The 20,429-nt window shown below is 56.5% G+C and carries 17 protein-coding genes; 9 read left to right on the forward strand and 8 right to left on the reverse strand.

Annotated features, from left to right (window positions below):
* Positions 1–15: 15 nt before the first annotated feature.
* The 3 genes from GNT65_RS11030 (at position 16) to GNT65_RS11040 (ending at position 1,383) form a co-directional block, all read left to right on the forward strand.
* On the forward strand, positions 16–426 hold the full coding sequence (locus tag GNT65_RS11030; RefSeq protein ID WP_160796173.1) for a c-type cytochrome domain-containing protein: 411 nt from the start codon (positions 16–18) through the stop codon (positions 424–426).
* Positions 427–591: 165 nt separating this feature from the next.
* Complete coding sequence (locus GNT65_RS11035) at positions 592–963, forward strand: hypothetical protein (RefSeq protein ID WP_160796174.1); 372 nt, start codon at positions 592–594, stop codon at positions 961–963.
* 36 nt (positions 964–999) lie between these two features.
* Entirely contained in the window at positions 1,000–1,383 is a 384-nt protein-coding gene (locus tag GNT65_RS11040) for a DUF6677 family protein (protein ID WP_160796175.1), read from the forward strand.
* A 118-nt stretch (positions 1,384–1,501) separates the two neighbouring features.
* Here GNT65_RS11040 and GNT65_RS11045 read toward each other — a convergent pair whose 3' ends face one another.
* Positions 1,502–1,810: a hypothetical protein gene (locus GNT65_RS11045; RefSeq protein ID WP_244952158.1), complete on the reverse strand. Its 309-nt coding sequence runs from the start codon at positions 1,808–1,810 to the stop codon at positions 1,502–1,504.
* A 256-nt stretch (positions 1,811–2,066) separates the two neighbouring features.
* Here GNT65_RS11045 and GNT65_RS11050 point away from each other — a divergent pair, with 256 nt between their 5' ends.
* Together GNT65_RS11050 and GNT65_RS11055 are read left to right on the forward strand one after the other, a co-directional pair.
* Positions 2,067–2,372, forward strand: coding sequence for a hypothetical protein (locus tag GNT65_RS11050; RefSeq protein WP_160796176.1), 306 nt, complete (start codon positions 2,067–2,069; stop codon positions 2,370–2,372).
* A 244-nt stretch (positions 2,373–2,616) separates the two neighbouring features.
* Positions 2,617–2,871, forward strand: coding sequence for a hypothetical protein (locus tag GNT65_RS11055; protein ID WP_160796178.1), 255 nt, complete (start codon positions 2,617–2,619; stop codon positions 2,869–2,871).
* 124 nt (positions 2,872–2,995) lie between these two features.
* On the opposite strand, the gene GNT65_RS11060 is transcribed toward GNT65_RS11055, so the two are convergent.
* The 3 genes from GNT65_RS11060 to GNT65_RS11070 all read right to left on the reverse strand — a co-directional run bounded on the left by GNT65_RS11060 (position 2,996) and on the right by GNT65_RS11070 (position 10,958).
* The gene (locus GNT65_RS11060; RefSeq protein WP_160796179.1) at positions 2,996–5,395 is read right to left on the reverse strand and encodes a zinc-dependent metalloprotease; all 2,400 of its coding nucleotides are present in this window, start codon (positions 5,393–5,395) and stop codon (positions 2,996–2,998) included.
* A 217-nt stretch (positions 5,396–5,612) separates the two neighbouring features.
* Positions 5,613–9,311 (reverse strand): response regulator, encoded by a 3,699-nt coding sequence (locus tag GNT65_RS11065; RefSeq protein WP_160796181.1) that lies wholly within the window; start codon positions 9,309–9,311, stop codon positions 5,613–5,615.
* A 252-nt stretch (positions 9,312–9,563) separates the two neighbouring features.
* Positions 9,564–10,958 carry a PhoH family protein gene (locus tag GNT65_RS11070; RefSeq protein ID WP_160796183.1) on the reverse strand — a complete coding sequence of 465 codons (1,395 nt, stop codon included), beginning with the start codon at positions 10,956–10,958 and terminating at the stop codon, positions 9,564–9,566.
* 376 nt (positions 10,959–11,334) lie between these two features.
* Between GNT65_RS11070 and rapA the strand changes: the two genes are divergently transcribed.
* Positions 11,335–14,241 carry an RNA polymerase-associated protein RapA gene (gene rapA / locus GNT65_RS11075; protein WP_160796185.1) on the forward strand — a complete coding sequence of 969 codons (2,907 nt, stop codon included), beginning with the start codon at positions 11,335–11,337 and terminating at the stop codon, positions 14,239–14,241.
* Between the two features lie 170 nt (positions 14,242–14,411).
* A complete protein-coding gene (locus tag GNT65_RS11080; RefSeq protein ID WP_160796187.1) occupies positions 14,412–15,290 on the forward strand; it encodes a DUF3530 family protein in 879 nt (292 codons plus the stop codon).
* A gap of 19 nt (positions 15,291–15,309) precedes the next feature.
* Here GNT65_RS11080 and GNT65_RS11085 read toward each other — a convergent pair whose 3' ends face one another.
* Positions 15,310–15,807 carry a YqhA family protein gene (locus tag GNT65_RS11085; protein ID WP_160796189.1) on the reverse strand — a complete coding sequence of 166 codons (498 nt, stop codon included), beginning with the start codon at positions 15,805–15,807 and terminating at the stop codon, positions 15,310–15,312.
* 170 nt (positions 15,808–15,977) lie between these two features.
* On the reverse strand, positions 15,978–16,787 hold the full coding sequence (locus tag GNT65_RS11090) for a crotonase/enoyl-CoA hydratase family protein (protein WP_160796191.1): 810 nt from the start codon (positions 16,785–16,787) through the stop codon (positions 15,978–15,980).
* A gap of 392 nt (positions 16,788–17,179) precedes the next feature.
* Between GNT65_RS11090 and GNT65_RS11095 the strand changes: the two genes are divergently transcribed.
* Positions 17,180–18,175: a response regulator gene (locus tag GNT65_RS11095; RefSeq protein WP_160796193.1), complete on the forward strand. Its 996-nt coding sequence runs from the start codon at positions 17,180–17,182 to the stop codon at positions 18,173–18,175.
* Positions 18,176–18,188: 13 nt separating this feature from the next.
* Positions 18,189–19,160 carry a GGDEF domain-containing protein gene (locus GNT65_RS11100; RefSeq protein ID WP_160796195.1) on the forward strand — a complete coding sequence of 324 codons (972 nt, stop codon included), beginning with the start codon at positions 18,189–18,191 and terminating at the stop codon, positions 19,158–19,160.
* A 101-nt stretch (positions 19,161–19,261) separates the two neighbouring features.
* Here the strand turns inward: GNT65_RS11100 and rraB are convergent, their stop codons facing one another.
* Together rraB and GNT65_RS11110 are read right to left on the reverse strand one after the other, a co-directional pair.
* Positions 19,262–19,669: a ribonuclease E inhibitor RraB gene (gene rraB / locus GNT65_RS11105; protein ID WP_160796197.1), complete on the reverse strand. Its 408-nt coding sequence runs from the start codon at positions 19,667–19,669 to the stop codon at positions 19,262–19,264.
* 24 nt (positions 19,670–19,693) lie between these two features.
* The gene (locus GNT65_RS11110) at positions 19,694–20,428 is read right to left on the reverse strand and encodes a 1-acylglycerol-3-phosphate O-acyltransferase (protein WP_160796199.1); all 735 of its coding nucleotides are present in this window, start codon (positions 20,426–20,428) and stop codon (positions 19,694–19,696) included.
* Position 20,429: the final 1 nt, after the last annotated feature.

The raw sequence follows: 20,429 nt of genomic DNA on the forward strand, positions 1-20,429 counted from the left end.
TATTGGGAGGATACTATGTATGCTCATCACTCCATCGACAGGCGCCTGTTACTGGTGGCAGCATTGGCCACCACGGTGCTACTGGGCTGTGAGCGGCCGGTGAGCTTCTCATCCGAAGTACAGCCCATACTCAACGCCTCCTGCATCAGCTGTCATTCGGGTGCAGGCGAAGGCATGGCAAAAACCCATCTGGCACTGGATAGTTATCAGGGCGTGATGCGCGGTACCCAGCTTGGCCCCGTCGTGGTTCCCGGCAGCTCCGCCTCCAGCACCCTCTATCTGGCGATCGACCATAAGGTCGACAGCAAGATCCAGATGCCCCCCCACCACAGTGATAAATTTGCGCAAGGCGAAGGAAAGCCCCTCAGCAGCGAGCAGATCGCCCTCATCAAACGTTGGATAGATGAAGGCGCGAAACAGAACTAGCATGCCAATCTGCTGACCACCGCCTCGAGGCGGTGGTTTTTTCTGGCCCGCTACAATGAACTGCGCGCATTTAGAGAGAACAAAATTTAAACCTGAAAACTAAACAGACCCAAAAGAGCTGTTATTATCAGACTCATCCCATAAATCACTGAGTCGAATACGCCTATGGCTCGTCTGCTTTTGCTCTCCTTATTCGCTGCCAGCCTGCTCGTCGCATGCCTGATGACGGGCTGCGCCAACATGCCCAGCCAATCCCAAACTCAAATCCAAGCCCAAGAACAAGCGGAGCAACAAGCCCTGGGGGCCATGGTGCAGGTGCTGCAACAAGCGATCGCCAGCCCATCGCCGCAGCATCTGGAGGTGATCGCCCGCTACGGCACGGATTCACGCTACTATGTGATGGTGCGCGGCTGGCTGGTACAGGAGCTGAGCGGCATTGAGAGTCAGCTCGCCGCCCACGGAGACAGTGCGCCCGAGGCGATGCGCGCCAAGGCGGAGCATCTCAGGGCCGCCATCAGACGCATCGACCTCGAATAGCGCCAACAGGTAAGATTCAATTAACAAGCGAGCATTATGAATAAAGCCATCATCGCCACCCTGCTTTCGGCCTTCGTCTGCCCAGGTTCGGGCCACTTCTACCTCAAGCGCTACAACGCAGGGACGCTGATCTCTTGCCTTAGCCTGAGCGGTCTCGCCTACCTCTTGTACCAGGCGGTCAATCGCGCCGTGACAGTGTCGGACCAGATCCTATCGGGTGAGCTGCCACTGGAGTTTGGCGCCATCTACGCCGCCATCAGCCAGGTCACTCAGGGCAGCGAGGCCTTCTGGATCGAGGCTGCCACCTGGGCCTTCATCCTAGGCTGGCTCATAGGCATCCTGGACGCCTACCGCCAGGGCCGTAAGCTGATGCGCCAGGAGGCACGGCAGAGCCAAGATCATGCCGAGGCAAATCACTGACTCAGCCTGCTAGCTCAAACTGCTAGCTCAGGCATCTGGCTCAAAGGGCTGGCTAACGCCACGAAAACTGCCATAAAAAAAGGAGCCTAAACGGCTCCTTCACAAGATCAAAAATGCTTTAGCTCTGTTTCCTGGCCGCTTCCGTGCGCGAGAAATCGTGCTGAGTCGTTCTCGGCTCGAGTTCGGTCTCATCGGCGGGTGAATTGTCGATAAAATGATACTCACTGTTGGCGGCGGTCGTCTTGGAAAAATCATGACGACTGCTCGAAAGCGGCACCTGATTCTGTTTCGCAACAGGGTTGTCGGCAAAGCGATAATCGGCCCTTGCCGCGGCGGTCTTAGAGAAATCCGGTCTCTCGGCAAACGCCTGGGTAGTAACTAGTAGAGAGGCTAAAGCTAAGGTCGTGCTGGCTAACAACTTCATCATGTACTCCAATCTTATTGACCACAATTAGCTAACAAATATACTAACCTAAACCCCACATTTTTTGAACAAGGTCACAGTAAGACTTGCAAATTGTTACACTTTTTGCATGGTACTCTCCCAGGTTGAAAATTTGCCATCTTGGCGATCCGACGGGTACACTGGCCTAAGGGCAATGCGCCCTAATAAGCTAAGTCAAACAGATAGAAGCGTTACGGATAACCCCTTAGCCCAGGGCTAAGCAGACAAGGAAATAAGCATGTCGCACCTGATCAAACTGGCGGCCCTGGTGGCTGCACTCTATTTCGGCTACCAACATTGGTTTGCCCCTTACCCGCTGGAAACCTATCGCCTCACCTCGGTGCCAGTGAGCCTCAAGTTGCTGCCAGAAGCTAAGGTGCTGCACAAGCAAAACGCCCAGGTGGAATTCGAGTCGCTCAATACCCAGAAAAATAGAGAGGACAAACTCACCATGTTCGTGATGAGTTTCAAGTCATCCATGGAGCGTATAGAACCAGAGGACTTGGAGTTCTTGCCCAAGGGTCTGTTTATCTTTCAGGTTTAATTTCCGTTCAATCTAAACGCATTTTGCACGCGGCGAGAGCCATGCAGCATAGTGGTGCTATGCGAGTGACGAACAACAAAGTACAAGATGTGTTTAGATGAACCCCACGGGCAGCGTTTGTAGGCGATTTCTACTGCGTTATTACCTGTTTATGTAGAGTAACTACACCGCACAGTCTCTGCCTTGTATAAACCGCCTACACACTGCTGCAGAAATAAACAGGAAAGGTCAACAGACCCTTTCAATGGACAAATACACCGCCATGGCGGGGCCTGAAGTGGCCAGCATTTTCGAGGATATGATCCTCAGCAAGGGCTATATCAATACCAACGGCATGCGTGGCTACGAGGTTGAGATGCGTCTGCCCAAGGACGAGACTCGCCTGATTCAGCATATCTATATCGTCGACGATCACCTGCTGTTGCTAGTGGCTGGCTATCAGTCCAGCCGCGAAGAACAGACCGCCCGCAACTTCCTCGATTCGGTGCAGCGCCTCTAGCCCACCGGGCGCAGAACCAGGCCTGAACTAGAAGCTGAGTCGACAATTTCAGACCATAAAAAAGCCCCGTGATGCGGGGCTTTTAGCTAGATACCATTTTCGCTCAGAAGCGCTTCTGACGAGTTTAGATGGGCGAGCCCGGCGGCATGGCCAGCGGCTTGTCGATCAGCTTGTGCTTGCTATCTTTCAGTCCCTTCTCTACACCATCCAGCAGCCACTGATAGTGCGCCGACTCATAGTCGCTGCTGCGTTTTACCAGGCGGCTGAGCTGTTTCTGGGCGAAGGCCAGACGACCCGCTAGCTGGGCCTTCACCTCAGGCGAACTCATCTTGTCATGATAACTGGCTAACAGGGCATCGAGTACCACGGCATTGACCCGCATCCATACCCCCTGCATAGCGCCGTTAGGGGCATCGCTAAACACTGTCCTGGCCAGCAGCTTATTCACCAGAGTGACGACGGAGAGCTGCTCTCGATCGGCGAAGTAGCCCTGATTGACGCGATTGAGTCGCATCGGCTGCAGCAGCTGCCCACAGGTGTGACGGCTCAGCACCTCGGCCATGCCGATAGGATCGATCACCACGCCTGTGGCGCTATCGAAGCTCTCACGGGTGGCACCATAGTTGCCCGACTTAGGCACCAGGGCATCGGTCACCCTGGCTGGCAACGCCAAGGCCTCCACACTCAGACCTTGTAGCAGGGCATCGAGGGCATTCTTTTGCAGCTCAGGCGCCATATAGTGCCAGCTGCGTCCGCCTTCCTGGGTGGAGTAGTTGTAGTCGGTGCCACCGATAAACTTGGCTGCGGCGGCGATCTGATAACGGGTCAGCAGATAGACGGGCACGAAGGCGTCGCGCAGCTCACCATAGGGCTGGCCTTGCAGCAGGGCCGCGTCGTTAAAGCCTTCGATGGCCGCCTCGCGCACCCTGGCCAGACGGCTCAGCTCGGCGACAGGATCCTGACCATTATCCCACAGGCTGGCGTAGGCATGGCTGGCACCGGCGCGGCGCGAATCCGCCTCGCCGATATACCTCAGCCCCTGGCGCTCCACTGCCTGCATCAACTCGGTCAACTTAGCCTGTTGATCTTCCTGGCTAAACTGACCATAGCCATAGGCCACAGTAAACTTATCCCAGGCACCTACGCCCTCATCATAGGGGGCGGAGATATCTATCTTGTCGCCCTTTAGGGTCGCCTTAGGGTGCGGGTAATCCATCACAGAGGCGTTATCGTTACTCGACGCCGCGAAGTTATGATCTAGGCCTAAGGTGTGGCCCACCTCATGGGCCGAAAGCTGGCGAATACGTGCCAGTGAGAGCTCAGTCACCGCCTGGGCGGCCGCCTCTCTGTCCTGCCAGCCCGCGGTGAGGCCTCGGGCGATGAGGTGATCTTGTCTGACACGCTGACTGCCCAGGGTCACATGGCCCTTGATGATCTCACCGGTACGGGGATCGGCGATGGCGCTGCCGTAAGACCAGCCGCGGGTCGCCCTGTGTACCCACTGGATCACGTTGTAACGAATGTCCTGGGGATCGGCATCTTCCGGCAGCAGCTCCACCTTGAAGCCGTTGATGAAGCCCCCCTCGTTGAAGGCGGTCTCCCACCAGCGGGCCCCCTCTAACAGGGCTCCACGAATGGGCTCGGGCACGCCGGGATCCAGATAGTAGATGATAGGTTTTACCACCTCGCTGGGCGCATCCCCCTGAGTGACCTTCTGCAGGCGGTGACGCAGCAGATGACGCTGCACGATATCGCTGTCGATTGCTGTGCCGTAATCCAGATATTCGTCGGACAGGTAGCCGCTGTTGGGGTGATAGGCCCTGGGCCTATAGTTGTCGTCCGGCAACTCGACAAAGGAGTAGCGCATCCGCAGCGACATCTGTTTGCCATCCGGGGTGACCTGGGCCACCTGGGGCCCGGCCTTGGCGCCCTTGAAGGTAAGCAACACGTCAACATCGCTGTTACGCTCGAAGGATTTCACGCCCTTAGGCAGGATCAGCGATGTATCCCGCTCCAGCTGATAGTGACCCTGCTTGGTCTGTTCCAGTGTCTCGCTGATGCCGTGGAGGTCGCGCAGCACAAGATCATTGATCGACACCAGCGCCCGCTTACCCGCCAGCAGCTTGCCGCGCCAGAGCACAGACTCGGCGAAGGCCTCCTTTACCGCCCGCTGCTCGGCATCGCTGTCTGTGGTCGCCCGGTAACGGGTGTTGAGCTGCTTGAGGATGATATAGGGACCGTGGCGCTCAAACTGCACCAGGCGGGTCATCCCCAGCTGGCCGCGATCCAGGCCGATGTCGTTAGAGCCCACGCCATGGGGCAGACTGGTAACCAGCAAAAATGGCTGATTGAGACGTGTCGCCTCCAGGTAGAGATCACCCGAACCTTGCTGATAGAAGAGGTTAATAAAGCCTTTGGCAGCCTGGCTGCTCTTGATCACCTTAGCGCTATTTTCGGCGGCGAGCAGGGAGCCCGTCGGGACTAGGGTTAAGGCAAGGGCCAGGGCGAGTGTAGAGGGTCTCATGTTATCTCCTTGCTGAGACTTATGATGGGAGACTTAGTTGTTCAAATATTATGCGTCTCGTGATTATCAGTCGCTTAGCTTAACAGGTCTCACTTCTGGCTCAAGTGCAAATAATTCACTCGGCCTGTTAGCCCTTCCTGCCTCGCGGTCAATGGAGTAACAGACACAAAAAAGGGGCCAAGGCCCCTTCATACGCAGGCACTAGCTCATTGTCCGATTAGTGACGCACTATCCACTGCGTCAGGGTATCGAACAACTCGTTGAGCACGATAGGCTTAGTGATGTGGGCGTTCATGCCCGCCGCCAGACTCTTCTCGCGATCCCCCGACATGGCGTGGGCCGTCATGGCGATCACAGGTAGCTCCTCCTTGGAGAAACGCTTCCGCAGCTCCTTGGTGGCCGTCAGACCGTCCATCACAGGCATCTGAATATCCATCAGCACGGCGTCATATTGTTTGGCGTCCACCATATCCAGGGCCACCTGACCATTCTCGGCCACATCCACCTCGTAACCCGCGCTCTTGAGCAGCTCGGTCGCCACCTGTTGGTTGATGAAATTATCTTCCACCAGCAGGATCTGCCCCGAGCCAGTACTCGCGGCGCTGCCTTGCTCCGGCAGGGCCGCCGCAGGATTGATCTTAGGCTTGTCGATGAAGGCGGCGATGATCTCGTCGAACAGGGCCGAGGCCTTGAAGGGTTTCTGCAACATGGCGTAGATGTCGAGATCGTCCAGATCTTCCTTAAGCGGCTCGGAGGCATAGGCGGTCATCATGATGATCACCGGACGCTTCTCCAGGCGACCGTCGGCCACCATGGCGTCCAGCGCCTTGATCACCTCGACCCCGTCCATCTCTGGCATCATCCAATCCAGCAGCAGGAGATCCACCGGCCTGTGTTCCAGCTTGTACAGGGCCTCGGCGCCGTTAGAAGCGGTATCCACGTCGAAGTGGAAATCGCGCATGGCGGTGGAGTAGATCTGCAGCGCCGTCGGGTTATCATCCACTACCAGTGTCTTCAGGTTGCCGATCACCTCGGGCACGATAAGGGGTTTCACCTCGGCCTCCTCGGCGATCTCGAAGCTGATGGTGAAGCTGAAGGTACTGCCGACCCCCAGCTCACTCTGCACCTGCATGGTGCCGCCCATCATGGAGACCAGATGTTTGCTGATGGAGAGACCCAGACCCGTCCCCCCATACTTGCGGGTGGTCGAGCCGTCGGCCTGGGCGAAGGCGTCGAACAGGCTTGCCTGCTGCTCCTTGCTGATCCCTATGCCGGTATCGCGCACCCAGAACTTGAGGGTGATGCGATGATCCCGCTCGCCCACATCTTCACAGCCCAGCTCGATCTCGCCGCTCTGGGTAAACTTGACTGCGTTGCTGAGCATGTTGATCAGCACCTGTCCCAGACGCAGGGGATCCCCCTCGAGGATCAGCCCGGCGGTCACCGGGGCGTACAGCAGCAACTCGACGCCCTTCTCCTGCGCCTTGAGGGCGTTGAGGTCCAGGGCGTGGTCCAGCACCTTATCCAGCGGGAAGGCAACCCGCTCCAACTCCAGCTTACCGGCCTCGATCTTGGAGAAGTCGAGGATGTCGTTGATGATGCGCAGCAGTGACTGGGCCGAGAAGCCCGCCTTATCCAGATAATCCGCCTGCTGCGGCGTCAGCTGGGTACGGCTGGCCAGTTGCAACATGCCTATGATGGCGTTCATCGGCGTGCGGATCTCGTGGCTCATGTTAGCCAGGAACTCACTCTTATAGAGGTTGGCCGATTCGGCGTCCTGCTTGGCTTCCAGCAGCGCCACCTCGTTGCTCTTGTGGCGGGTAATATCCTTGTGGGTACCCACCATACGCTTAGGTTGATTGTCCGAGGTGAACTCCACTACACGGCCACGACTGAGTACCCAATGGTACATGCCGCTCTTGCCGCGCATACGGAATTCGATGTCGTAGGCGCCGATAGGATCCGCCAGATACTGCTCGCGGTACTCCTGCACCCGAATGCGATCGTCCGGATGCACCAGCTCGTCAATGGTCGACACCAGGGCCGGGAATTCGTTGCTCTTATAGCCGAGCATAGAGTAGTAGGCCGGATTACAGATGATCTGCTCAGAATCCAGATACCAGTCCCACAGGCCATCTTCTACCGCGTCCATCGCCAGGTGATAACGCTCCTCCGACAGCCTGAGCTGCTCGGCGGATTCATATTCCCGGGTCACGTCACGCCACACGGCGATAAGCCCCAGCAGTTCGCCACGGCGGTTGTAGAAAGGCAGCTTGAGGGTATCCAGCAGCACCGGCTTGCCCGCCAGCTCCACCTTCTCCTGATACCTCAGCGGCGTACGCTCGGACAGCACCCGCTCATCTTCGGCGCGGATCCGCATCGACTGCTCGTTGCTGGTCATCGACTGTGAGTCCTGACCTATCATCTCGCTCTCGGTATAACCCAACATGCGCTCGGCGGACTTGTTACAGCCCAGGTATTTACCCTCTTTATCCTTGAAGATGATCGCCTCTGGGATGGAGTCCAGCAGGGATCGCAACAGGGCGTACTCGCGCTCGCGCCGCTCCGTGGTCTCCTTGAGACGCTCGGTGCGCCGCGCCACCAGGTTATCCAGGCGACGGTTCTGCTCCGCCAGGTGGCGGGTATACTGTTGGTTCTCTTCGAAGATACGGCTCACCAGCTGGAACCATGGCTCCCAGCCCAGGGTGATCTTGGCCGGTGGCTTACGCGGCTCCTGCGAGCAGCCCTCTAGGTGCGATAACAGGCGCGAGGCCGGATTCACGAAGGATCGACGGGTCTGCCAGTGCACTATGGTCACCAGCACAGACAGGGCGATCACCACCAGCAGGAAGGTCAGCTCAAGCTTTTCCCAGGAATCCTTAAACAGCTCATTCTCGTCCTGCAGATAGAGCAGACGCCAGGGGGCGTTTTGCAGCGCCACCGAGTGAATATAGTAGCCGTTACGCATGATCCCCTCATGGGCGTCGAACAGCTCAGACTCGGGCACCGAGTGCAGCGCCGAGGGGATCTTCTGGCTGATATGGAAGACGCGGTTGATGTCGGCGGCGTCGATATCGCTGTGGGAGAGAATGTTGTTCTGCTGATCCAGCAGGATCACCGTGCCCGGCATCTTGAAGTAGAGGCGGATCTGCTTATCCAAGGAGGAGAGGGTCATGTCCAGGTTAATGGAGCCGATAAACTCATCTTCCAGATAGATAGGCACGCCCACAGTAGTCAGCAGCCCCTTGCCGTTGGGCTCCACATAGGCGGGGCTCCAGGCTACGCTGCGCTGCGGGTTCATGGCGGGAGTGACCAGCTGGAACTGCTGCTTCTTCAGCAGCTCGTCACGAAAACGCTGTTCGTCCGAGGGCCAGGGATAGTAAGACATCATCCTGTGTTTGGAGATGTAGTAGATAGAGGAGGCCTTGGGCGCCGCCTGTCTGGCGACCGGGAAAGAGAGGGAGAGCTCGAACAGCATCTCCAGCTCCTGATAAAACTTGTCGCTGCGGCCATTGAGGGAACCCGCCCCCGTGATCCGCCCCATGTTGGTGAAGGGCTTGCCGCTCTGGGCATAGCTGGGCTCAAGGGTGAAGAACTGGCCGCTCTCGTTGAACTTCTCATATTGGGGCAGTCGCTCGGTACGCACCAGCTCCCCAAGACGCAGGTGATCCACCGCCACGTTGCGCAGGCTCTTCACTGCGCGGATACTGGATTCCAACAGGAGGTCGATCTGCAACACGTGACGTTCGACCAGCTCTTCGCGCTGCTCCATCATCTGGGTCTTTTGGCGCTCGAAGAAGATCCAGGCCGTCAGCAACGCCATGATGATCACGCCGATATAGGTATAGAAAACCGCGCGATTGTAGTTTTTTTGAATCGGAGACTTAAGCTGTAAGTCCGGCTCTATCGACTTCATTGATTACCTTTGAAAACAAGCATCTGCCCTTGGGCTTCCCCTGAGCGGCGCATCATATTCTGCATATAGTATCAGGAAGCCGGCCCAATGGAATACAAAGGGTAGTCGCTTTTGCCAGAATGATCTCAGTCGTCAGGCTGGCACAGGGCCGAAGAGTTTACTCAGGCCCCCAAGATCGCCCCTTCTTTAGACAAAAGACTCCGCCAAGGAGCCTTTTATCTTAGATCACCGCTTAGGTCACCGCATGGGCGGCTAGAGGTTTTCCTCGGCAAACTCTGCCAGGCGAGAACGCACCACACCATTGAGGTAGACATTGGCACTGCCATCGAAGTTTTTAAAGCGCTCGACGATATAGGTAAGCCCCGAGGTCACCGCCGTCAGATAGTTAGAATCGATCTGCGCCAGGTTACCGCTACAGATCAGCTTAGTCCCCTCGCCCATACGGGTGATCATCGTCTTGATCTGCGAGGCGGTCAGGTTCTGACACTCATCCAGCAGGACCACAGAGTTCTGTATCGAACGTCCGCGCATGAAGTTGATCGACTTGAACTGTATGTTGGCCTTGTCCATGATGTAATTCATGCTGCCGCTGGGATTGACGTCATGCTTGTGCAGCACCTCCAGGGTATCGGTAATGGCCGCCAGCCAGGGCGCCATCTTCTCCTCCTCGGTGCCGGGCAGGAAGCCGATAGACTCGGCGATCTCCGGCGTGTTGCGGGTCACGATCACCTTGTCGTAGAGGCCGCGCTCTACCACCATCTCCAGGGCCGCCGCCATGGCCAGCAGTGTCTTACCACAACCTGCGGGGCCGGTGAGGATCACCAGATCGATGTCGGGATCCAGCAGCGCCTGCATCGCCATCCCCTGATAGATGTTCTTGGGCTTGATGCCCCAGGCATCAAGATTAAGCAAACGGTCCCGGCCGAGATCCAATATCTCCAGATCTTGGTCGTCGTTGCTCAGTACTCTACCGCAGAAGTTAGAGTCTTGGTCGATAAGGAATTGGTTGGTATAGAAGTTCTCTTCGCCCACCTCCTTAACAGGCACACGGTGCACCGTATGGCGCCCCTGGGTCTCGGTATTGACATGTTCCTTACGCGCCCAGAAATCCCCCTCGAACTGGTGGAAGCCTTTGGTGAGGAAACGAATGTCGTCGATCAGCTGGTCGGTTCGATAGTCTTCGACCAGGTTGATGCCGGCACCCTTGGCCTTGAGACGCATGTTGATATCTTTGGTCACCAGTACCACGTGGCGCGGGGCAAACTGGTTCTGCAGATGCAGGGCGGTGTTGATGATGCGGTTGTCGTTGTTGTCGCCGGGCAGGGATGCCTGGGTAAATTCGAGTTGATGGTCGGGGAAGATAGAGAGGGAACCTACTGCGTCACCGTGCCCTTCACGTTTGGGCAAGGTCACCCCGCTGACGATCTCTTCCGGGGTTGTCTGTCCACCGAGTATGTCTTCCAATGCGCGAATGGCGACTCGGGCATCTCGACTGATATCTCTTTTCCTGTCTTTGATCTGATCCAACTCTTCAAGGACAGTCATGGGGACTACGACATCATGCTCCTTAAACGAATAGATGGCTAAGGGTTCATGCAGTAACACATTGGTATCCAGTACAAACAACTTCTTGTCGTCTTGTTCCATGGCGCCTCCACTTGTGCGTAGGGTGTTATATTTGTCGTCAAGCGAACTGAGCGAGTGATTAGCCTCCTTCTCTGTCAGTATGGTGATGCGCAACAAAGCACTTAGGGATTAAATCCATACTGACACCAAAATCTCACGGCTTCAACGGAAACTTGCCCAGAAAATAGCCCGACCCAGTTCGAGACTGGTAGCCTAAAATGACAATAAGATGACAAGACGGGCGGCGGCCGATCCGATTGGATAATTTGTAATCTAACATGAGAGGAATTAGGCTTTTTAAGACGGTAATTACGGGGCAGATATGTTCGACATCAAAGCCTCGATTGGATAACATACGCGCCCTTTCGTGATTCACCCTGTAGATGAGAATTTGTAAATGCCCTTTTCCTTAGGTCAACGTTGGATTAGTGATACCGAATCGGAACTCGGTTTAGGTACTGTCGTTGGACTCGAAGGCCGTATGGTCACCCTGATGTTCCCCGCCACTGACGAAAACCGCATGTTTGCCCGCGACGATGCCCCGCTAACCCGAGTGATCTATAACCCTGGCGATATCATTGAGAGTCACGAAGGATGGAGTCTCAAGGTCAGCGAAATCGAAGAGAAGAACCAGCTGGTGATCTACCACGGTATCCATACCGAGACCGGCGAAGAAGTCAGCCTCAGAGAGACGCTGCTCAACCACAATATTCGTTTCAACAAGCCCCAAGACAGGCTGTTTGCCGGTCAGATCGATCGTCTCGACAGGTTCGGCGTGCGCTATCAGAGCCAGCTGCTGCGTCACAAGCTGGCCACCTCAGATCTGCTGGGCCTACAGGGCCCCCGCGTTGGCCTGATCCCCCACCAGCAGTGGATCGCCCATGAAGTGGGCCAGCGCTTCGCGCCGCGGGTCCTGTTAGCGGACGAAGTAGGCCTGGGTAAGACCATCGAAGCCGGCCTGATCATTCACCAGCAGCTGCTGACCGGCCGCGCAGAACGTATCCTGATCATAGTGCCAGACACCCTACGCCATCAGTGGCTGGTTGAGATGCTGCGCCGCTTCAACCTGCGCTTCTCGGTGTTCGACGAAGACAGATGCGTCGAGGCCTACGCCGACCACGACAACCCCTTCTACACAGAGCAGCTGGTGATCTGCTCATTAGAGCTGCTGCGGAAGAAGAAGCGCCTGGATCAGGCCCTGGATGCCGACTGGGATCTCATGGTGGTCGATGAGGCCCACCATCTGGAGTGGACCGAAGAGGCGCCGAGCCGCGCCTACCGCGTGGTCGAGGCCCTGAGTGAAGTGGTGCCCGGCGTGCTATTGCTGACCGCCACACCTGATCAGCTGGGGCACCAGAGCCACTTCGCCCGTCTACGCCTGCTGGACCCAGACCGCTTCTACGACTATCAGGCCTTCCTCAAAGAGGAGGAGAGCTACAAAGAGGTGGCCAGCGCCGCCGATGCCCTGGCCAGCGGTAAGCGCCTGCCCGACGAAGCCGTTGCCAGCCTGACCGAGCTGCTCAACGAGAAAGATATCACCCCTGCGCTGCGTCTGATCGAAGATGAGAGTGTCGATGGAGAGCTGCGCGACCAGGCCCGTAGCGAGCTGCTGCAGGAACTGCTGGACAGACACGGCACCGGCCGAGTGCTCTACCGTAACAGCCGCGCCTCGGTGAAAGGTTTCCCGGCCCGGCACTTCCATGCTCACCCTCAGGCCATGCCGGCTCAGTATGAGACCGCCGCCAGAGTGTCTGAGATGATGGGTGGCCAGACAGATCTGACCGCCAAGGTAAAGCAGGCCCTGAGCCCGGAGAAGCTGTACCAGGCCTTCGAGAGCGACAGTGCCAGTTGGTGGAAGTTCGACCCTAGGGTCGACTGGCTGATCGATTTTCTCAAGAACCATCGCAGCAAGAAGGTGCTGATCATCGCCAGCCAGGCGGAGACCGCCCTGAGCCTGGAAGAGGCCCTGCGTACCCGCGAGGGTATTCAGGCCACAGTGTTCCACGAAGGCATGTCCATCATTGAACGCGACAAGGCCGGCGCCTACTTTGCCCAGGAAACCGGCGGCGCCCAGGCGCTCATCTGTAGTGAGATCGGCTCGGAGGGTCGTAACTTCCAGTTTGCCAGTCACCTGGTGCTGTTCGACTTGCCGCTGAATCCAGATCTGCTGGAACAGCGCATCGGCCGTCTGGATCGTATCGGCCAGGCCAACGACGTCGAGATCCACCTGCCCTACCTGGCAGGCACGGCGCAAGAAAACCTGATGAACTGGTACCACAAGGGACTCAACGCCTTCGAGCAGACCTGCCCTAGCGGCCATATTCTGTTTAACGAGTTTTCCGAAGAGCTGCTGACCCAGCTGGTCTACCGCGACGAAGACAAGTTCACCCAGCTGCTCAACCACACCCAGAGCCGCTATAAGGAACTGAAGAAGGCGATGGAACAGGGCCGCGATAAGCTGCTGGAGATCAACTCCCACGGCGGCGACAAGGCGCAGAAGTTAGTGGAGAGCCTGGCGGCACGCGACCAGGACACCCAGCTGATCGGCTCAGTGATCCGCCTGTGGGACATCATAGGCGTAGAGCAGGAAGACAGCGGAGAAAACGCCATAGTGCTGCACCCGAGCGAGCACATGATGTTCCCGACCTATCCCGGCCTACCTGAAGATGGCATTACCGTCACCTTCGACCGTGAGATAGCCCTGTCCCGTGACGATATCGCCCTGATCACCCAGGAGCACCCTCTGGTGCAGACGGGTCTGGATCTGATCACCTCTTCGGAAACCGGCACTACCAGTGTCGCCGTGCTTAAGAACAAGGCGCTGCCGGCGGGCACCGTCTTCCTGGAGCTGATCTATATGGCCGATGCCTCGGCGCCGCGTTCGAGCCAGCTCTACCGCTACATGCCACCAACCCCGGTGCGCGTGCTGCTGGACAAGAATGGCAACAACCTGTCGGAGAATGTCAGCTACGAGAGCTTCGACAAGCAGCTGAGCGCAGTTAACCGACATATCGCCAGCAAGCTGGTGAATGCTTCGCAGACCCTGCTGCATCCTCTGTTTGCCAAGGGCGAAGAGTTTGCACTGGCGGCGATGAAGCAGCTGACCGAAGAGGCCAGCAACAGGATGACTCAACAGCTCACCGCCGAGCTGGAACGTTTGGAGGCCCTCAAGGCGGTCAATCCCAACATTCGTGACGAGGAGCTGGAGCACCTGAGAAATCAGATGGTCGAGCTGGGCAACTACTTAGATGCCTGTCAGCTGCAACTGGACGCCGTGCGTCTGGTCCTGGTCAGCCATGCCTAAGCCAAGCCATGCATAAGTCCAGTCACGCCTAACCTCCTAATTCGGCATATCTACTCATGGCACCGACACCAGTTCGGTGCCAGCTTTTTTTGCATTTTGTCGCCAATGGCAAGCACTTAGGCTTATACTGACGCCATAGCCAAAGTAAATGCCCAATGACTTAGATACCGATGAATCTACGCTCCACACTGCTTAGTCTTTTCCTGCCCTCTCTGATGAGCCTGGCCCTACTCCCTTTTATGGCCTCTGCCCAGCAAAGTGCTACACCCGATTATGACTACCTGCCACCAGAGGAGATCGCTAAGATCACTCTGGACGAGAGTGAGCAAGCTGTATTGGTACGCCCCTGGCAGGGGCGTCATGAGTATGGCGCGGCAGTCATATTAGGGGATCTGGGTGAGGATGCCGACCCAGAGGGCCTGCTGGCCTTTCTCAGACGCGAACTCACGCCTAAGGGCTGGGCGACCCTAAGCATTGGCGCGCCCCAGGGCGCGGCGCAGCCCAACCACATTACCGACGCAGGCGAGATATCTAAGCCGGGCGAGCAGCAGCTGAGCCAGAAGAGTCATCAGAGCCTGCCCAAATACAGCCAGGAAGATTGGGCGACGCTGCGGGAGAAGCAGAAGACAGCCATGAGTCAGACCCTGGGGCAGCTCGACTCTCTGGGGAGCAACTATCCGGGGAAACGCATCCTTATCGTCACAGGCCAGAGCGCCGGCCTGGTTATCGAGATGCTAGCGGCCGCGACGTTGCCGAGCCCAGATCTGCTGGTGGTGATCAATCCCTACCTGGAACAGGATGCGGAGAATCGGGAGCTGCCAGGCAAGCTGGCTAAGCTGGAGCTGCCGGTATTGGATATTCAATCCCCCAACGGGCTACCGGCCTCGCTGGCAACTCAAGATACCCGCAAGGCACTCTCCCCCATGGGGCAGCCACTGCGTTATGAGCAGCAGCGACTGGCGTTAAACCTGGATCAGCCCACAGCCTGGCAGGAGGTACTGACCCTAATTCAGGGCTTCGCCCAGCGCATCCTACGGGCCTACCCGTAAAAAATGGCTATCTAGTCCCTTACTTCTTGTCTTTGCTAAGCATCAGCGCCAGGGCGATCAGCACCACTATGACGCCCATGTAGAGCAGCTCGAGCATGGAACTCGGCTTCATCTCGGTAAAGTAAGAGAACACCTTAATGATCAACATCATAAGGATCACCTTACCCAACTTGCTCTTGAGCGAGTCTATGCTGCTGATCACCAATATCTTACCGCCGGCGACACTGTCTTCCGCCGCCTGCAGGTTGCTGATAAATAGCTCATACAGGCCAAAGGCGAAGATAAGCAGTACTGAGCCCAGCAGGAAGGTATCTAAGATCTCGACCACCACCATCACCAGATCGTTGCGCACCTCGTAGCTGCCGGTCAGCACATAGTCCCACAGCAAGGCGACCATGTGGACCACATCTTTCACCCCCATGATAAACACCACAAAGGCCGCCAGCACACAGGCAAACACCCCAATCATCACAGAGAGGCGGCTACTCCAGAGAAATCGTTCGAACCCTTGTCGCATTATCATGCTTTCCTTAATCAAAAATTTGGCAGCAGGATACTAGCGAGCCTAGGTATGCCCGTCTCGCCCAGCGAGAAGGAGTGTGAAGCAGGTCACATTGAAAAATGTTTATGTCTCATTCGCTTAGCTGCACGCCCTAATGATGCCAGCCTCGCCAATAAGGCCCCAGGCTAGCGCCACCAGGGCTGACGCACCTGGTAACGACGCTCAGGATCTTTGGTCTGACGCAGGGCGGCAATCACCCGGTTCTTACCCAGCAACAGGCGCACCTGACTCAGAGACTCACGGGCCAGCAGGCTGCGCTCGCTGGCGCGCCAGCTCTTGTTGATGCTGAACTTGATCGCCGCATTGGCATCGGGCGAGGTGTTTGCCAGCCTCAAGGCCAGCGCCTCGGCGGCCTCGCGCGGCGCCTCACTCACCTGGGTCACCAAACCATAGGCCTTGGCCTGCTCGGCGTCGATCACCTCTGCGCTCATGGTAAGCTGCATGGCGACATCCTTTCCCACCAACTCTCGCAAGCCGACCAGGCCAGCCATGTCGGGCACCAGGCCCCACTTGGCCTCCATGATGGAGAGGCGGCAGTCTGGCGCGGCGATGCGCATATCGGCCCCTAAGGCTATCTGAGTGCCGCCGCCATAGCAGATCCCCTCGAGCACACAGATCACAGGCACAGGCAGGCGTCGCCAGCCGATAGACACCCGCTGTGCCAAGTTGGCACTGCCCGGCAGCCATTTAAACAGCAGCTTAAAGGCCTGCATGGGCGACTTCATCACGCTACCTACATCCAGGCCGGAGCAGAAGTTGCCACCGCTACCGCTGAGGATCACCGCCCGCACATCCCGGCGTTTGGCGATGTGCCTCTGCACCTTCACAATAGATTCAAACAGGGCGTAATTGAGGGCGTTGTACTTTTCCGGTCGTGACAGTTCCACCCAGGCGATACCTTCGGCTATGGTCAGGGTGACGTGGGGATGTTGCATTCCTTTACTCCTCAATCGCTGCAGTTAACTCTATTACTGGTCAGTCCAGAGGAAATGTAACACATTTGGCAAATATCCCTAAAAGATATAACATAAGCCCGTTTCTTGACTGGTGTCAAAATATTGCCACTGAGCGGTTTACGGTTGTTAATCAAGCTGATAGATAATAACCTTTAGACAGAGCTTCTCATTCGTGTACGCCAACTTAGCCATGGATGCCAAGGACTCGGGTAAACCCCTAGGTAAATATATCAAAGAGTAACTCCCATTAAGCCCTGTCGTGACCACAGACAAAACCGATAAAACTGCCTCAGGATGAAGCTTTTAGCCACCAAGCGAGTGATTTGGTGTTATCTTCTAATAATGAAGGCAGATTAGGATGTTATAACTAGATGTCGATCCCCGTACTCATATGCGATGACTCCGCACTCGCTCGCAAGCAGATGGCCAGAACCCTGCCCAAGGAGTGGGATGTCGAGATCACCTTTGCCAACAATGGCGCCGAAGGTATCGAGGCGATCAGGGCCGGCAAGGGTGAAGTGGTCTTTCTCGATCTCAACATGCCGGTGATGGATGGTTATGAGGTACTGGAGACGATTCAGAAGGAAGATCTGCCCGCCCTGGTGATCGTGGTCTCGGGCGATATTCAGATCAAGGCTCATGAAAAGGTTAAATCCTTGGGTGCCCTGGACTTTATCCAGAAGCCCGTGAGTGCCGACGCCATCAGCAATATCCTCCAGGAATACGGCATACTCACCATTGCACTTGGTGAGCAAGATAACGACAACCCCATGATAGAGGTGGATCTGCGCGACGCCTGCCAGGAAGTGGCCAACGTCGCCATGGGCCGCGCCGCCGATCTGCTGGCCAAGCTGCTGGATGTCTTCGTGCTGCTGCCTATCCCTAACGTCAACGTGCTGGAAGTCAGCGAACTGACCATGACCCTCAAGGCCACCGAGCAGTACAGCACGGTTTCCGCCCTGTGCCAGGGTTTCATCGGCGCAGGGGTTGCGGGCGAGGCGCTACTGCTGTTTCACGACTCCTCCTTTCAAGACATGGCCAAGCTGATGGGACTGGCCAATCCTGAGGATGCCAACACAGAGATAGAGGTGATGATAGACACGGGCAACGTGCTTATCGGCGCCTTCCTCAGCGGCATCTCGGAGCAGCTGCACATGAAGTTCAGCCAGAGCCATCCCGTGGTGCTGGGGCGTCACTGCACGGTAAACGACCTGATCCACGACAACTCGGAGAAATGGTCCCGCACCCTGGCGATGGAGATCAACTACCGCATCGAAGGCCATGATATTCAATGCGATCTCCTGCTGTTATTTACCGAAGACTCTTTGCCGACGCTTAACTATAAGCTGGGCTACCTGCTGGATTAAGTTGGACCAAGATATGTCATATGACCAAAGCGCGATGAACGAACTCCACTGGCTAATCGATATGGTGCAGACCATAGAGGTCGGCCTGGTCGTGCTGGATCGCGACTACAACATCCAGCTCTGGAATGGTTTCATGGAGAATCATAGCGGCATCTCACCCAACTCCATCAAGGGCAAGAATCTATTCGATCAGTTCGACTACCTGCCGGCCACCTGGCTGCAGCAGAAGATGGAATCGGTGTTTCTGCTGAAGAATCGCGCCTTCATCAGCTGGGAACAGCGCCCCTATGTGTTTAAGTTCGGCAACTATCGCCCCATCACGGGCCGCGCCGACTTCATGTACCAGAATGTGACCCTGTTGCCACTCTCCTCCCTCACGGGACAGATCACCCATATCAGCATGATCATCTATGACGTTACCGATGTGGCGATCAACAAGCTACAGCTCAAGGCCGCCAACGAGCGCCTGGAACATCTGAGCCAGACGGATGGCCTGACCCAACTGCACAACCGCCGCCACTGGCAGCTCTGCATGCAGAAGGAATTCGACCGTCATGCCCGCTACGGCGAGCCCACCACACTGGTGATGTTCGACATAGACCATTTCAAACGGATTAACGACACCTATGGCCATATCGCCGGCGACAAGGTGATCCAACATGTCTCTCATATCCTGCGTCAGTCCCTGCGGGACACAGATTGCGCCGGCCGCTATGGCGGTGAGGAGTTCTCCGTGGTGCTGTCGAACACCAATGCCGAGGCCGCACTGCATTTTGCCGACCGTCTGCGGGAGAAGATTGAAGCATCTGAGCTGAGGTTCGAGAGTGCCATCCTCAAGGTCACAGTCAGTATCGGCATCTGCGGCATAGATGAACACCTGAGCAACAGCGCTCAATGGTTAGCGCAGGCCGACAGCGCCCTCTATCAGGCCAAACAGCAGGGACGTAACTGCTGCGTCATCTTCAGCTCAGATGAGGCAGAATGAGACAGGAATATAACGGGCTAAAAACCACAAACAATTGAGAACAAGACACAAAAAAAGCCCATCCATGATGGGCTTTTTGCTCAGGGCGAGATAGCGCAGGATTAATGGAAGCGAGAGTCTTCCTCTTCATACTCCTCGTCATCACCTTCCATCTCGTCGCCGATGAAATAGGTGCCCCAGCCGTCGTAATCCACCTTCAGCTTAGCCGCCAGCTGGATCAGATCTTCACAGGCCTTATCCAGCAGGGCCACCTCGAGCTTATGGTAGGCGATGGCGTCGAAACAGAAGATCACTGAGCCGTCTTCCAGCTCCATCTCTTCGGCATCGTTCACCTCGAAGCCCATCTTAAAGGCTTCTACCGCCGCCTTCTCCAGGCGATCGAAATTAGAGGCCGAGAAGTGATGTTCTATGGTGTATTCGGCATCTGGCTCAGAACCATCGGCAAGAATCGCATCCACGATCTCCTGGTTTTCCTGTTTCTGTTCCTGCAGCTGACGTTCTGTAGACATGGATCTCTCCGAATAAAAATGTTCTTAATTAATTGCTTTCTTGGCCATCAGGGCACTGGCTTCCTGATTAAGCTGAGCCAACTTCTCCGCCATCATGGCATGAATCCGGGTAGAAAGCTCTTTTACCTGGGACTTGGCCAGCCCCTTGGTCTCTATGGGATCCATCATCTCTATGATCACCACGCCGTTATTCCAACGATTGAGCTTAATATGTTCCTGATTAGAGGCCAGCACAGGCACCATGGCGACCCCTGCCTCGATGGCGGTATGGAAGGCGCCCGCCTTGAAAGGCAGCAGCCCCTTGCCCCGTGAGCGCGTGCCCTCTGGGAAGATCCAGATAGAGAGGCACTTATCCTTAATCTTCTTCGCCGTCTGCGCCATGGTCTCGAAGGCACGGTTACGGTTTTTGCGGTCGATCAGTATGTTACCCGACAGCCAATAGATCTGGCCGAAGAAAGGGATCCAGGCCAAGCTCTTCTTGCCCAGGCTGACTGTCCCCTTAGGCACGGCGGCCGTATGGGTGAACATATCGAAATTGTTCTGGTGGTTAGCCAGGAAGATACAGGGTTCGCAGCGCTCTACCTTGGGCTTGCGCACCACCACCTTGACCCCCAGCACCGGCGCGGCCCAGGAAAAAATCTTAGCAAACAGATGAACATTGTCTCTATGACGGGGGCGCAGCAGGCAATAGAGGCCACCGAAGACAAAGGCCAACAACAACATGATGGCTAAGATCAGAGATCTGAAGATTAACAGCACA

It is taken from the genome of Shewanella insulae (assembly GCF_009831655.1).
Taxonomy (GTDB): domain Bacteria; phylum Pseudomonadota; class Gammaproteobacteria; order Enterobacterales; family Shewanellaceae; genus Shewanella; species Shewanella insulae.

What these genes read in the sequence shown, in the direction of transcription:
- GNT65_RS11030 (WP_160796173.1), top strand. Translation starts at nt 16, where the DNA reads ATGTATGCTCATCACTCCATCGACAGGCGCCTGTTACTGGTGGCAGCA.
- GNT65_RS11035 (WP_160796174.1), top strand. Translation starts at nt 592, where the DNA reads ATGGCTCGTCTGCTTTTGCTCTCCTTATTCGCTGCCAGCCTGCTCGTC.
- GNT65_RS11040 (WP_160796175.1), top strand. Translation starts at nt 1,000, where the DNA reads ATGAATAAAGCCATCATCGCCACCCTGCTTTCGGCCTTCGTCTGCCCA.
- GNT65_RS11045 (WP_244952158.1), bottom strand. Translation starts at nt 1,810, where the DNA reads ATGATGAAGTTGTTAGCCAGCACGACCTTAGCTTTAGCCTCTCTACTA.
- GNT65_RS11050 (WP_160796176.1), top strand. Translation starts at nt 2,067, where the DNA reads ATGTCGCACCTGATCAAACTGGCGGCCCTGGTGGCTGCACTCTATTTC.
- GNT65_RS11055 (WP_160796178.1), top strand. Translation starts at nt 2,617, where the DNA reads ATGGACAAATACACCGCCATGGCGGGGCCTGAAGTGGCCAGCATTTTC.
- GNT65_RS11060 (WP_160796179.1), bottom strand. Translation starts at nt 5,395, where the DNA reads ATGAGACCCTCTACACTCGCCCTGGCCCTTGCCTTAACCCTAGTCCCG.
- GNT65_RS11065 (WP_160796181.1), bottom strand. Translation starts at nt 9,311, where the DNA reads ATGAAGTCGATAGAGCCGGACTTACAGCTTAAGTCTCCGATTCAAAAA.
- GNT65_RS11070 (WP_160796183.1), bottom strand. Translation starts at nt 10,958, where the DNA reads ATGGAACAAGACGACAAGAAGTTGTTTGTACTGGATACCAATGTGTTA.
- rapA (WP_160796185.1), top strand. Translation starts at nt 11,335, where the DNA reads ATGCCCTTTTCCTTAGGTCAACGTTGGATTAGTGATACCGAATCGGAA.
- GNT65_RS11080 (WP_160796187.1), top strand. Translation starts at nt 14,412, where the DNA reads ATGAATCTACGCTCCACACTGCTTAGTCTTTTCCTGCCCTCTCTGATG.
- GNT65_RS11085 (WP_160796189.1), bottom strand. Translation starts at nt 15,807, where the DNA reads ATGCGACAAGGGTTCGAACGATTTCTCTGGAGTAGCCGCCTCTCTGTG.
- GNT65_RS11090 (WP_160796191.1), bottom strand. Translation starts at nt 16,787, where the DNA reads ATGCAACATCCCCACGTCACCCTGACCATAGCCGAAGGTATCGCCTGG.
- GNT65_RS11095 (WP_160796193.1), top strand. Translation starts at nt 17,180, where the DNA reads ATGTCGATCCCCGTACTCATATGCGATGACTCCGCACTCGCTCGCAAG.
- GNT65_RS11100 (WP_160796195.1), top strand. Translation starts at nt 18,189, where the DNA reads ATGTCATATGACCAAAGCGCGATGAACGAACTCCACTGGCTAATCGAT.
- rraB (WP_160796197.1), bottom strand. Translation starts at nt 19,669, where the DNA reads ATGTCTACAGAACGTCAGCTGCAGGAACAGAAACAGGAAAACCAGGAG.